This window comes from Candidatus Palauibacter sp. (genome assembly GCF_965222475.1).
Taxonomy (GTDB): Bacteria; Gemmatimonadota; Gemmatimonadetes; order Palauibacterales; family Palauibacteraceae; genus Palauibacter.
The window spans coordinates 78,371-91,637 of sequence record NZ_CBDCUB010000004.1 but is presented as its reverse complement, the minus strand read 5'-3'; the positions used below and the strand labels follow the sequence as shown (position 1 = coordinate 91,637).

Here is a 13,267-nt window from a genome sequence, read left to right as displayed (position 1 = left end):
CGGGCCGCTAGAGCTAGAAGACCCGGACGCGCAGCCACCGCGACGGGCTGTACTTCAACTCCTCGGCGAGGGCGGCGACCGTGACGCGCAGGGCGTCGAGCTGCCGATGGATTTCGCCGTCCATCAGCGCGCGACCCACCGTGCCTTCCCCCCGCTCGATCCGCTGAGCGAGCGACGCAAGACGGGTTCCCATCGCCTCGACGGCCGCCGTGGCCGTCTCCATGCTGCGGCGCGAAGCCCGACGCTCCGGGGACGCGTCCAACGCCGCGAACCGTTCGGCGACCCGGTCGGCTGCCGCCCCCACGAGCGTGTCCGTCACGAACCGAGCCAGAGAAGACCGCGAGAGGTCGCCTTCGAGAAGTTCTCGCAGCGTTCCGAACTCGCGCCTCAGCCCCTCCAGCGTCTCGGGCTCCTCGCGCAGGCGCGCGAGTGAGCCGCGACCCGACGTGATCGCTTTACCGGCCTCCGCCGCGAGAGCCTCGAGCGATCGCACCGCCATCGCCAGCGTGTCCGCGCGTGCGAGGACGGCTTCGGGGTCGAGCGGCGGTCCCGCCGCGCGGAGCGTATCGGAGAAGTTCCAGGGCGGCGCGGATCCGCTTCCCGGATCGATGGCCACGATCGCCGCCGCGAGAGGGTCGGACGTCCGCACCTCGGCCGTGGCGTCCTCTCGAAGGATCGGCTCGGCCACCCGTGCGATCACGGCCTCGACCACGACGTGCGCCTGCGTCGGCTCACGGGGGCTCGCGTCGAGCGGGCGGAAGGAGATGGATGAGACCCGCCCCACCGGTCGCCCCGCCACCCAGACGGTCGAACCTGGCGAGAGTCCCGCCGCCGAGTGCGCCAGCACGGTGATGCGCGACCCTTCGAGACTCCAGCGAACGATGAGGTCGCTGGAGAAGACGGCTCCCGCCAGCAGCGCGCCGCCGGCGATCAGGAGGAAGCCCGTCCGGGCCCGGCCCCGCGCCAATCTGGAACGAGAATCGATGTCGACCATCCCTGAGCAGATCCACTTGCGACGATGACGTCAAGATCCGATCCGCCACCTCGTCCGGTGGAGGGGTCGGCCTTGGGAGCCCGTCGTCCAGACCGGATACTGGCACGTCCCCCAACACCCGTCCATGAACACGAAGGGAGAAGGCAGGCATGTCGAGAACCGTGAACCGGGTCATCCTGGTAGGCAACGCCGGGAGCGACCCCGATGTCCGCGAGACGACCTCCGGCACCCCGGTCGCACACCTCTCACTCGCGACGAACCGTGTCTTTCGAACGAACGGGGAGACCCGGCGTCGCACCGACTGGCACCGTCTCACCTTCTGGCGCAAGCAGGCGGAGACGGTCGGGGAATACGTTCGCAAGGGATCGCGGCTGTACGTCGAAGGCCACCTCGAATACGGATCCTTCGAACGAGACGGGATCGCGATTCCGACCGTGGACGTCGTCGTCGAGGATCTCGTCATGCTCGACCCGCGACCGGTCGGGTCGGAACTCGAGGCCGAGAACGCGGAACTCCCGGCGTAATCGAATTCGCCGCCGGGTGCCCGGGGAGGTGGCGGGTACAGTTGCGCGAGTACTGGAGACGCGCTCCCGCAACGTGCATCTTCCCGGTGACCCGGAAGGCTTGGAGACCAGACGGAAGCGGAGGATCCGATACAGACGCACGACCCGGGGTTCCTGACCCTCTCCAATCTCCTGTCGCTGAGTCGCATTCCGCTCGGACTCGCGTTCACCGTGGTGGCGGACCCCGGGCTCATGGCCGTGCTCGTGGGCACGGCCGGCGCGACCGATGTCCTGGATGGGTTCATCGCCCGCGTCAGCGGGACGCGCTCGCAGATCGGACGCCTGCTCGATCCGCTCTGCGACAAGCTGTTCGTCCTCCTCGCGCTTGCCGGTTTCCTCGCCTCGGGCGGACTCGACGGGGCGTCGTTCCTCATCCTGATCCTGAGGGACCTGTACACCGCCGGGTCGTACTTTCTCGCTCGCCTGGTGTCTCTCATCATCCCCTTCAGACCGCGCTGGCCGGGCAAGATCGCCACGGGACTGCAGTTCCTTACGCTTCTCGCTCTGATCTTCGACCCCCGATATGTTCCGGCACTCGTGCTCCTCGTCGGGGTCACCTCCGTGTGGGCGATCATCGATTACGGGACGCACTGTCTGCGCCGCAAATGGAAGAGCGTGGCGTGACCGGTTCCGGATGGCGGGGACAACGACGGCGTGCGCAACGAAACGGTCGATATCACAATCATCGGAGGGGGCCCGACCGGTCTCTACGGGTTGTTCTACGCCGGAATGCGGGGTGTGTCGGCCCGTATCATCGACGTTCTGCCCGAACTCGGCGGCCAGTTGACCGCTCTCTATCCCGAGAAGAACGTCTTCGACGTGGCCGGGTTCCCACGGATCCTGGCCAAGGATCTGGCGCGGGATCTCGTGACGCAGGCGACGCAGTTCAACGCGGAAGTCTGCCTCGAAGAACGCGTGCTCACCCTGAATCCCGGAAACGAATCGTTCGACCTTCGCACGGATGAAGGACCGCGTCCAACGCGGACCGTCGTGATCGCCGGGGGGAAGGGCGCCTTCAAGAGCCGGACCCTGGCCGCGCCGGGCTGGGACGAGTTCTGGAAGCGGGGGCTGACCACCCACGTGAAGGACCCCGAATCATGCCGCGGGAAGAGGGTCCTCCTCGTGGGCGGGGGCGATTCCGCCTTCGACTGGAGTTGGGCGTTGCGCGAGATCGCCGGCGAGCTGACCCACATTCACCGCTCGGACCGGTATCGCGCGCACGAGCGTACAGTGGCGCAGGTCGAGGGCGCGCACGAGAGGGGCGAGCTGGAGCTCCGGACCTTCCACACCGTCACGGAGATCCACGGGAGCGGCCGGGTCGAGGCCGCGACGCTCCAGCACACGAAGACGAAGGAAACGGTCCGGCTCGAGGTGGACGAGATCATCGCCCTCATCGGGTTCGTTCCCAACATCGGTCCGATCGCCGAATGGGGACTCGAACTCGAAAAGAATGCGATCCTGGTCGACTCGCGCATGCGGACGAACATCCCGGGGGTGTACGCGGCGGGAGACATCGCCACCTACGAGGGCAAGCTGGAACTGATCTCCACCGGCTTCGGCGAGGCCGCCATCGCCGTCAACAACGCGGTGCACTACATGGACCCGAGTGCGAAGGTGGACCCGGGCCACTCCACGAGCTCCGAAGCGTTCAGGTAGCCGGCCGCTCCTCGGCGTGCGGCCGGGGTCCCGCGAGTTCGATCAGACGGTTGCGGGGGGCGTGGAGGTTCCGCCTGGCCCAGTCCCGGACATCGTCCTCATGGGTGAAGAGGATGACCTGGGTCGATTCCCCGACCGCGCGCAGCGTCCGGAGCATCGCCTCCTTGCGTTCCGCGTCCGACGCGCCCACGACATCGTCGAGGATCAGAGGACAGGTCTCACCCTTCCCGGTGAGATGGCGGGAGAGTGCGAACCTGAGGAGCAGATAGATCTGCTCGGCCGTCCCGTGCGACAGCAGCTCGGCGGCACGCCAGCGTCCCCGGTTCGTGCGGACTTCCACGAGCAGGGACTCGGGGTCGATGCGACAGCCCGTATAGCGTCCGTCCATCACCCCGGGAAGCCATTCGAGAATCGTGCTCGTGAGGATCGGCGCGATGTCACGGAGGACGCGTTCCTCCGCCTCCCGCAGGAAGGCGATCGTGCTGTCCAGTGTGCGCTTGAGTCGCCCAACGCGGGCCTGTTCGCGCTCGGCCGCCGCCAGAGCGTCTTCGGCGTCCGCCACGCGGGGGAGGTTCTGCTCGCGTTCCGTGAGCTGGCCGTGCGCCCTGTCCACCTCCGAGCGCGCGGACTCCGCTGTCGAGCGAAGAGCTTCCAGTCTCTCGGCCGTGGGCCCGCTGTCGCGGGCCATCGCAAGCGCGCGCGGCCCCACCTCGTGCGCCAGCCGGTCCGCGCGGGCGCGGAGCCGCTCCGCCTCCGCGGCGAACTCATCCAGCGTTCGGTCGCCGAGCAGCTGCTGTAGCCGGTCCCACGATTCGCTGCGCCGTCCGGCTTCCCCGAGGGCTCGTTCCCGGCCCGCCCGCCACGCCTCGAGCGCCTCGGCCAGCTCTTCCCCGTCGTCGCCGGTCACGTCGATCCGCGCGGCCGTCGCTCGCAGCGTCTCCGTGGCGGCGGCGATCCGCTCGGTGTCCAGGCGGTGCCGGGCTTCCGCCGCGAGGCGCTCGGCTCGTTCTTCCTGCCACCCGCGGAGTTCGTCGTCGACGTGCTGCTCCATCTCGGCGAGTTCACGCGCGGATACGCTTCGTGCCCGCAGTTCGTCCAGCCGGGATTCGTCCGCGGATGCGCCGAGGCCAGCGGCTTCTTCCCGGAGTCGTCCGGCCTCCGCGACGAGTTCCTCCAGCGACGACCCGCCCAGCAGTCCCTGAAGCTCGTCCCATTCGAGGCCCAACTGGGCACGCGCCAGCTTCGCATCGCGCCACGACGCCTCCCACTCGCGCAGCCTTCGGAGGACCGTCTCCGGCTCCGATCCCGCGCCGTTGTCGAGCGCGGCGAGGTCGACCAGTTGCTCGATCAGCGCGGCTCTGCGCTCGAGTGCGGCTTCGTAGCGAGCCTGTTCGGTGCGGCGCACCGCGAGGCTGCGAGCCATGGCGTCGCGTTGCGTCTCGAGCACGAGAGCGATGTCCGCCCCGCCGGGCCGCGAGTCCATGAACCGAAGCCAGAGGAACGCCGCGGCCCCGGTGGCGGCCACGGTCAGACCCACGACCCGCAAATCGGGCAGCAGCAGGGCAGCGGCGATCCCCGCCACTACAGCGACACCGCAGGCGAGGAGATGTGATCCGGATCGTCGCGTCCCCGATGCGGCGCGGCCCCCCCGACGCTTCCTGTCAAAATCCGCCAGACGCAGTTCGAGTTGCTCGACGTCCGGCCCGTCCGGCTCCCGGAGGGGTGGGAGCGACTCCCAGGCGTTGAGAGCGTCCCGAACCTGGCTCGCGTGCGCTTCCTCGGCGGCGGAGGTGCGCGGAGCGCCCGCCGGGAAGAGAGCCCCCAGCTCGCGTGCCCGCGCGACGCGGCGTTCGACGTCGAGCGCCCCGGCTTCCGCCACGACGGCGCGTGCTGCGAGGACCCCGCGGTGGGCCCGGTCGATCCTCTCCGCCAGTTCCTGCGCCGAGGGCCCCGTCAACTCCTGCAATACCGGCCGGTTGCTCCACGTCGTCAGCGTTTCAATGACTTTCCTGTGCAGTTCGCCGCCATCGGGCAGCGGGTGAGGCGCGCCTTCCGGAAACTGTTCAACGAGCGCTCGCGCGTCTCCCAGCCGTTCGGCGAGCGCGTTCGCTTCAACATCGGCGAGCGCGGCTTGCATGGCATCGACCCGCAGCTCCGCCTCCCTGGCCGCTTGCTCCTGATCCTCCACCTGCACACGCCGCCGCAGGTAGTCGCGGTGGGCTTCTTGCGCGGTCTCGAGCGCCGCGCGCGCGTCGTCGGTTTCCCGTTCGGTCCTCACCAGCGGCTTCGTCGGCGCCCGTGTCGAGCCGACCCGGTCCCTCAGGTAGTCATCGAGCCGCTGAAGCGCCGCGGCGGCCGTCGCATCCGCCCCGGCCGTGGCAGCGGCGCGCTGCATGTCCTCCTGAAGGGACAGGGGGTCGTCCCGCACCCTGAGGATGTTCGCCTGCCGTACACAGGCCGTGTGAAGGAACGAGCGGCGGTTGAGTCCCAGCCAGTGCGAGCCATCGGGCGCGCCCTCGTGGATGATCTCGCTCGAGTAGTCGCGACCCGCGACGCCCGCATCCCGCGCGCTGCTGTCGACCCTGCCCGCGAGATCGTGCCGCAACTCGACGCGCCGTCCGTCCTCCAGCGCGATGACGGCCCCCACCTCCCATTCGTCGCTCCCCCAGGGCCTGTGCCGTTCCGCGAAGACCTTCTCGTCCTTGCGCGGCATTCCCCGGCGGCGGCGCATCCCGCACAGGCCGGCGTAGACCGCGGCGTGCCAGGAGGATTTCCCCGCCTCGTTGGGACCGTAGACGACGTTCATGCCCGGTGCGAACTCGAGGCTCTCGTCCCGCAGGGGGCCGAAGGCGTACGCTACGACAGACTCGAAACGCACGGCTCAGAGCACCTCCAGATCGTCCCGCCCGTCGAGGGCTCGGAGTCCCATCCTCAACACGCGGCGTCGTTCGTCCTCCGGCAGATCCGCCCCCATCACGTCTCTCGCGAACTGGCCCCGCACGGTGGGTTCCTCGCGGATCCGATCGAGGTCGTACGCCAGGTGAAGACCCGATTTCCGGATCTGGACGGCCTCGAAAGTGTCAAGCAACTGTTCCCGGATCGTTTCCTCCTGAAGATCGAGCGAGGGTTCGAGGTCCCCGGTCACCGTAAGGCGCGCGAGACCGCTGCGGCCCTCGGCGACCTCGCGCAGGGTGTCTCGAATCTGCTGTCGGCTCGTGAACTCCGTGACGTCGAGTGTGAGGTCGTGGACCTGCGTCACCGCGACGACACGACGTTCGCACTCCACCGCGCCCTCCGCCGTGATCGTCGCCACGACGGCCCCGCGCTCCCCGTCCTCTCCGAACTGCAGGGGATCGGGATTGCCCGGATAGGTGTGGTGAGCGCCGTCCGCGGGCCGGTGATAGTGGCCGAGGAACGCGTGGTCGAGGCCCGCCGTCCGGATGTCCGCCGTGTCGAAGGGGGCGTGCGGCACCTTCCCCTCTCCCTGCGCGGCGAGCCACGACTGTTCCGCGCCGTGGAAGAGCGCGAGATGGACGCCCGGGCCCTCCACCCGGACGCCGCCGCCGAGAAAGTTGTCCGTATTCGCGGGCGCGCAGTGCGCGCCGCCCCAGAGCGTGATCCCGGATGCGACCGGGACGGGGCGCAGAACCGCTTCGCGGAAGATGTGGACGTTGCTGCTCCACTCCTCCGTCGCATAGAGGCTCGTCGGCCCGTACCAGTCGTGATTGCCCGGAGCGATGTAGACGGGCATCGGGTCGAGACCGGCGAACGTCTGCCGGAGGAATTTCTCCGTGTCCAGGGTCACGCGGTCGTGCTCGTAGAGATCGCCGCCGCAGAGGAGCGCGTCCGCATCCGTATCCCTCGCAAGAGCCGTGATCGCGAGGAGCGTCTCGCGCAGCGCCTCGCGCCGGCGACGGGCCACGTCTCCGCTCGCCTCGCACCAGGCGAAGGGAGAGTCGAGGTGAAGGTCGGCGAAATGGACGATCTTCACGTGCACGGTCAGGTGAGAAACGACGCGATACGGTCCCAGTTCGATTCCGCGTCGGCTTCCCCGAGTTCGACGAGCGTCCGCACGTATTCGCTCTCGAAGAGGAGATAGCTGAGGAAATCCGCGTTCCTGACCCCCGGCGTGCCGAGACCGCGCACCAGGAACCTCAGCGCCGGAGGCAGTTCGATTTCGAACTCGCGTGCGAGTCTCCCGATGTCGCGGGAGGGTCTGAGGATGAGCAGGTCGACGTGGCGCAGACCCTGCTCCGACGCCACTTCGGGCGGGAGGCTGTCGATGAGATGGTTGATCCTCCGCAACGACGCCGCGTCCCAGTCGAGCGTGTCGAGAAAGACCGAGTTGAGAAGCAGGCCGAGCACGCGTGCCGGGGGCGGGTAGCCGGCCGTGTCCGGTCGCCTCGCCTCCAGTTCGGAGCGCCGATAACGGGCCGAAATCGTGAAGATGCGATCCGCGCCCATGTGGATCGCGGGCGCCAGCGGCGCCGCGGTGCGAAAGCTGCCGTCCCCGTAGTGCTGCTGCCCCAGTTTGACGGCCGGGAACACGAGCGGGATCGACGCGGAGGCGAGGATGTGGTCGACCGAGATGTCGGTCCGCACCAGCCGGTTGCGCGCCGTGGCGGGCCACGGCCGCGCGCTCGATTCCCCTTGGAGGAAGAGCACGGTACGCCCCGTCTGGTAGGACATCGCCGTGAGACCGATCGCCTCGAGGTAGCCCGCCTCGATCCGCTCCCCGATGGCTCCGACGCCGAGGTTGCGGTCGATGAACTCGCGCAGCGGCGCGGTGTCCACGAGGCTCCGGAACTGCGGACTCAGTCCGACCCCGCCCCCGAGAAGCGAACCGCCGAGCCGGACCCCCACCTTCAGGAGCGAAGTCGGGTTCGTCCGCAGTACTTCCTCGGTCGTCAGCGACAGCCAGCGCCGCCTCAGGGCCCGCGTCGCCTGCCGGAAGTCGCCACGATAGGAGGCGAGGAACCCCACGTTGATCGCGCCCGCAGAGACACCTGTGAGCAGGGGGATCCGGAGCTTCGGCAGCCGCTCGCCGATGTGGCACAGGACTCCGGTCTGGTAGGCGGCCCGGGCGCCCCCCCCGGAGAGGGCGAAGGCCAGCTTCCCCTCCGCCGAGCCCGATGCGCCCCCCCCCGGACCTCCCGTCACACCGGTCCCCGGATCAGGACCGTCCGGCCGGCCGGGCCACGAGCCGTCGGTGCCAGGAGCGGGAGGCCGGCCGCTCCAGGTCGCCCGCCCGCAGTTCCGCGAGCGTCTCGATGGTGGGATCGAAGACCGCGGTCGAATCGTCGACCTGGCCGGCCGCCGCCCGGGCCCGGAACGCGGCCCGGGCGCAGCCCACGATCTCGCCGGACTCGCCGCGATAAAACACGCGCGTGCCGTCGAGCAGCGAGCAGCCGAGCCGCGCCTCGAGCGCGGCGAGCCGGCGCACCATGGCATCGATCGAGCACCCCGAGGCCGGCGCCGAAGCCTCGTCCACGGCGATGACCGCGAAGCGCCCCTCGACCCACTCCACGCCGGCGCGGAGCGCCGCCCCGTGGGCCGTCCACGCGTCGACGAACGCGCGCAGGTCGCCCACGAGCGCTTCGCGCTCCCCGTCCGACAGCGGACGGTCCGTCCCGTAGATCCAGAGACGGGCGGTGTCGGGCAGTTCTCTCAGCGGAACGCTCATTCGATCGCGTCCGGGACCGGGTTGAATAAACACCCCGGGGCAAGGCCCGCGCGGGTGTCAGGGCTCACGCCGGGACCATACGTCCGCCCGCAACGTACCGCCAATCCCGCCCCGGGGAGAGGTTGCCGGGAGAAGCGGCGCGAGAAGCGGGCTATTCGTACCGCAGCGCCACGATCGGATCGAGTCGCGCGGCGCGGCGAGCCGGCCAGATGCCGAAGAACACGCCGACCACGGCCGCGAACACCACCGCGAGCCCGATCGCCTCCGGAGCGATCGCCATCGTCCAGCCGGCCGAGCGCGAGAGGATCTCCGCCGCGCCGTATGCGAAGCCGACGCCAAGGATCCCGCCCGTCACGCAGAGCGTGGTGGCTTCGAACAGGAACTGGAGCATGACCGCGCTCCGCGTGGCGCCGAGCGCCTTGCGGACGCCGATCTCCTTCGTCCGCTCGGTGACCGACACCAGCATGATGTTCATGATCCCGATCCCGCCGACGAGGAGGCTCACCGCCGCGATACCCGCCAGCAGCATGGTGAAGGTCTGCGTCGTCTCCTGCGCCGTCTGCAGGAACTGCGCGCTGTCGGAGATCCAGAAGTCGTTCTCCCGCCCGAGGGGAAGGCGGTGTTCCCGCCGGAGGACGTCCTCGATCTGCACCATCGCGATGGGAATCGCGGTCTCGCTCTCGACGACGACCTTGAACTGGTTCACCCTGTCCGTCCCGAGGAGCCGGAACTGCGCCGTCTGGAGCGGGACGAAGATCTGCTCGTCTTCGTTGAACCAGCTCTGCCCGCCCTTCTCCTCCAGGACGCCCACGACCTCGAACGTGATGTTCCGGATCGAGATCGAGCGGCCGACGAGTTCGGCCGGGTCCGTGCCCAGGACTGCCGGAACCGCCCCCCCGAGCACCGCGACCCTCCGCCGTCCCTGGTTCTCCGATTCGTTGAAGAACCTGCCCACGGCGACCGTATAGTTTCCGACTTCGGCATAGTTCGGCGTCGTCCCGAGGATGCGGACGTTCGCGTTGTTGCGCCCGAATTGAACCTGCAGCTGCCCCTGCATCTCGGGCGCGATCTGGACCAGCGCGGGGGCCCCGTTGCGCACCGCGTCCACGTCATCGACCGTGAGGCGCGAGCTCGAGCCGCCCCGTACGCCGCGGAACATCCCCTGTCCGGCGCGAACCGTGAGCACATTCGTCCCCAGGGAGGCGATCTGCTGCTCGACCTGCCGCTGCGCGCCCTCGCCGAGCGCCACCATCGTGATGACGGCCCCCACGCCGATGACGATCCCGAGCATCGTCAGGAACGAGCGGAGCTTGTTGGCCCGGATCGCGTCCATGGCCACGCGAAGCACCTCGAAGAAGATCATGCGGTCCTCGTCACCTTCCGCCGACGCCCGGCAGCGCCGACCTGCTGCGGATCCGGTTCAGGAACTCCTGCTGCTGGATGAGGGAGAGGGGAACCGCCACGATCTCCTCGCCCTCCTCGAGCCCCTGCACGATCTGCGTGTGGTCGAAGTCGCTGAGCCCGATCATGACGGCCTTGACGCCGAGGGCGCCCATCTCGTCGTACCTGAACACGAACGCGGGCCGCGGCTCATCCGGCCGTCGCCGTGGGCCGCCGGCCCCGCCGCCGGCCCCGCCGCGCCCGCCGCCGCGGAACTGCTGCATGAGGCGGCCGCGCTCTTCCGCGGACAGGTTCTGGATCACCCGCATCCGCTCCTGCTGCGACATCGACTGGAACTCGGACATCGGCACGCCGCCGATCTCGGGTTCCTCCTCGGCCTCGCCGCCCGCCTCGGCCGTCGTTCCGTCCGCCGTCAGGGGCTCCGGCGGCCGATTCCGCTCGCGGAGATCGCTGATGAGGGCGTTCACATCGGCGTCGATCTCGAGGGCGCGGACGATCTGGGCCGCTTCCTGCTGCGACTTGATCCCGCTGTTCGCGACGGCCAGCACATCTTCCTGGCGCCCGATCACGACCTCGACATCCGCGTTCATCCCCGGCCGCAGCAGATCCTCATCGTTCGAGATCCGCGTCAACACCGCGAACATGGTCACGTTCTGCTCGACGACGGCTTGCGGCTCGATCTTGAGGACCGACCCCCGGAACGTCCGGTTGGGGTAGGCTTCGACCGTGATGTTGGCCGGGAGTCCCTGATCGAGGCGCCCGATGTCCGTCTCATCCACGAGCGTGCGCACCTGCACCTCGTTGAGGTCGGCCATGCGCATGAGCACCGTGCCACCCGTCAGATCACGCGTCCCCGTGATGACCTGACCCTCTTCGAGCGTCCGTTCCACGATCGTCCCGGTGATCGGTGCCCGCAGCGTGACGTCGTCGAGCTTGTCCTCCGCGAGCTCGAGGTTCGTCCGGGCGCGCACGAGCGAGGCTCTCGCGTTGGCCGCCGAGAGCGTCGCGTTCTCGAGTTCCTCCGCCGTGACGATGTCCGAATCGTGCAGCGTGGTGATGCGTCCCAGCTGCAGCTGCGCGACCTCGTTCTGCGCCAGAGCCACGTCGAGGTCCGCTTCCGCCTGGGCGAACGCGTTGTTCACGTCGCGTGGATCGATCCGCACGAGGAGCGTCCCCTGCTCGACGTTGTCACCAAGTTCGACGGGAAGTTCGAGCACCTCGCCACCCGCCTGCGACTTGACCTCGATCACGCGGATCGGCTCGATCGTGCCCGTCGCCTCGACGCTCGACACGATGGTCTGGCGGGCCGCGGTCAGCGTCTGGAGCGTCTGCTCGGGCTCGTTGGCCTCGCCGATCGCGCAACCCGAGGCCACCACGGCCAGGGCGCCGAAGACCGCGGCAAGGGGCGCGGAGCGCCGGAAGCAGCGTTGCGTTATGGACATCGGGATCTCGTCTCGCGTCAGGTAAACTTCAAGACAATCCGGCGGCTGCGGGTGCCGGCGAACACGCTTGACACGACACCCGGAGCCACCGGGACGTTGAACAGTTCGGCCGTCCGCGGTCCGTTCGGCCGGACCGCTCGTTACGGCTGGTCGAGTCTCCGGCCGAGAAGGGCTTCGATCGCCGAGACCGCGACCTCATACTCGAAGCGCCGCGTGACGAGGTCGACCTCGGACTGCGTGAGCGTGATCTGCGCATCCTGCAGTTCGAGGATGGTGGCGAGACCGAGCCGGTACCGTTCCTGGACCACCCGCAGGCTCTCCTCGCTGAGTTCGACGTTCTGTACCGCGAGGTCCACGCCCGCGAGTGCGGACTGGCCTGTCGCGTACGCCCCGTCGAGCTGCGAACTCAGGTTGAGCCGGGCCGCCCGCTCCGACTGTTGGGCCTGGTCCGCCTGCGACCGCGCCCGGAAGACCTGGGTCTCGCGCTGGAAGCCGTTGAAGAGCGGGTAGGAGCCGCTCAACGAGAACTGCCACGATCGGTTGCTCGGGGGGAACTCCTGGTTCGACCACCCCCAGCCGCCGCCGACGGAGATCGAGGGCAGGTAGCTCGAGCGCGCGCTGGACACCGCGGCCTCGGCCGCCTCGACGGCCGCGGAGGCGGCCTGCAGCGCGGGCGCCGTCACATCCGCCATCGCGAACAGCTCGTCGCGCGTGTAGGGGATCGGGGTCACGGCGAGTTCCGCCTCGGCGGTCGGTCCGATCAGGGTCTCCGACCCCACGACCCCCGTGAGCCGGAAGGTCGTCGTGCGCACGTCGTTCTCCGCGTTGAGGAGCGCGAGTCGCGCGTTGTTGAGATCGACTTGAGAGCGAAGGGAGTCCGAGCGCGTCGCCCGTCCCAGTTCCAGCTGCTGTCGCACGAATTCGAGCTGGTCGGCGGCCCGCTGGACCCGGCGCTCCTCGACCGCGACGAGTTCGCGCGCGGCCACGGTCGCCGCGTATTCCTGCTTTACCTGCTGGATGACCTGAAACTCGACCTCGCGGTAGCGGGCGTTCTGCTCGACGACGCCGAGCCGCGCGCCCTTGAGGTCCGTGAAACGGCTCCAGCCGTTGAACAGGTTGTAGGAGGCGTTGAGCCGCGTGGAGTAGCTCGTCGCCACGATCCCCTCGCCGAGCGGATCGAGGCGGCCCGTGGACGAATTCTGATAGCCGAAGCTCATGTTGAGCGACGGCAGCAACGAACCAAAGGCGCTCAGCCGGTTGTGCTCCGCCATCTCGATCGACGAGTAGGCCTGAAGCAGCGTGGGGTTGCGGCGGAGCGCGATCTCCACGGCCTCGTCGACCGTGATCGCGCGGACGTCGTCGGTCGCCTGTACCTGCGCGACGGCCGTCCCGGTTGGCATGGCCGAGGCGAACAGAATCCCCGGCAGGAGGGCGAACCCCCATCGACGAAGACCGGCGCAGAGCCGGCCTTCGCGTCCCGATCTATGTAGAGTGATCATCGTTTTCCTCGCCCCCGGAGGGCTGGTTT

11 protein-coding genes are annotated in these 13,267 nt (G+C 69.1%); 3 read left to right on the top strand and 8 right to left on the bottom strand.

The annotated features are described in order from the left end of the window. Positions 1-13 precede the first annotated feature (13 nt). Positions 14-994: an MlaD family protein gene (locus tag ACOQPP_RS09125; protein ID WP_420636360.1), complete on the bottom strand. Its 981-nt coding sequence runs from the start codon at positions 992-994 to the stop codon at positions 14-16. A gap of 149 nt (positions 995-1,143) precedes the next feature. Here ACOQPP_RS09125 and ACOQPP_RS09120 point away from each other — a divergent pair, with 149 nt between their 5' ends. From ACOQPP_RS09120 to ACOQPP_RS09110, 3 genes are all read left to right on the top strand, one after another. Continuing rightward, a complete protein-coding gene (locus ACOQPP_RS09120) occupies positions 1,144-1,518 on the top strand; it encodes a single-stranded DNA-binding protein (protein ID WP_419165287.1) in 375 nt (124 codons plus the stop codon). Positions 1,519-1,647: 129 nt separating this feature from the next. Then, the gene (locus ACOQPP_RS09115) at positions 1,648-2,181 is read left to right on the top strand and encodes a CDP-alcohol phosphatidyltransferase family protein (RefSeq protein ID WP_419165460.1); all 534 of its coding nucleotides are present in this window, start codon (positions 1,648-1,650) and stop codon (positions 2,179-2,181) included. Between the two features lie 30 nt (positions 2,182-2,211). Then, a complete protein-coding gene (locus ACOQPP_RS09110) occupies positions 2,212-3,213 on the top strand; it encodes an NAD(P)/FAD-dependent oxidoreductase (RefSeq protein ID WP_419165286.1) in 1,002 nt (333 codons plus the stop codon). Here ACOQPP_RS09110 and ACOQPP_RS09105 read toward each other — a convergent pair. The 7 genes from ACOQPP_RS09105 to ACOQPP_RS09075 all read right to left on the bottom strand — a co-directional run bounded on the left by ACOQPP_RS09105 (position 3,206) and on the right by ACOQPP_RS09075 (position 13,238). Then, positions 3,206-6,091 (bottom strand): AAA family ATPase, encoded by a 2,886-nt coding sequence (locus tag ACOQPP_RS09105; RefSeq protein ID WP_420636359.1) that lies wholly within the window; start codon positions 6,089-6,091, stop codon positions 3,206-3,208. The two genes, ACOQPP_RS09110 and ACOQPP_RS09105, sit on opposite strands and share 8 nt — an antisense overlap. Before the next feature lie 3 nt (positions 6,092-6,094). After that, positions 6,095-7,204 carry a metallophosphoesterase family protein gene (locus ACOQPP_RS09100; RefSeq protein WP_419165284.1) on the bottom strand — a complete coding sequence of 370 codons (1,110 nt, stop codon included), beginning with the start codon at positions 7,202-7,204 and terminating at the stop codon, positions 6,095-6,097. An 8-nt stretch (positions 7,205-7,212) separates the two neighbouring features. After that, positions 7,213-8,373 carry a patatin-like phospholipase family protein gene (locus tag ACOQPP_RS09095; RefSeq protein WP_419165283.1) on the bottom strand — a complete coding sequence of 387 codons (1,161 nt, stop codon included), beginning with the start codon at positions 8,371-8,373 and terminating at the stop codon, positions 7,213-7,215. Between the two features lie 13 nt (positions 8,374-8,386). After that, the gene (locus ACOQPP_RS09090) at positions 8,387-8,896 is read right to left on the bottom strand and encodes a hypothetical protein (protein ID WP_419165282.1); all 510 of its coding nucleotides are present in this window, start codon (positions 8,894-8,896) and stop codon (positions 8,387-8,389) included. A gap of 151 nt (positions 8,897-9,047) precedes the next feature. Beyond that, positions 9,048-10,259 (bottom strand): ABC transporter permease, encoded by a 1,212-nt coding sequence (locus ACOQPP_RS09085; protein WP_420636358.1) that lies wholly within the window; start codon positions 10,257-10,259, stop codon positions 9,048-9,050. A gap of 10 nt (positions 10,260-10,269) precedes the next feature. Beyond that, complete coding sequence (locus tag ACOQPP_RS09080; protein ID WP_419165280.1) at positions 10,270-11,739, bottom strand: efflux RND transporter periplasmic adaptor subunit; 1,470 nt, start codon at positions 11,737-11,739, stop codon at positions 10,270-10,272. Between the two features lie 140 nt (positions 11,740-11,879). Beyond that, complete coding sequence (locus ACOQPP_RS09075; RefSeq protein ID WP_419165279.1) at positions 11,880-13,238, bottom strand: TolC family protein; 1,359 nt, start codon at positions 13,236-13,238, stop codon at positions 11,880-11,882. Between the last annotated feature and the right edge of the window lie 29 nt (positions 13,239-13,267).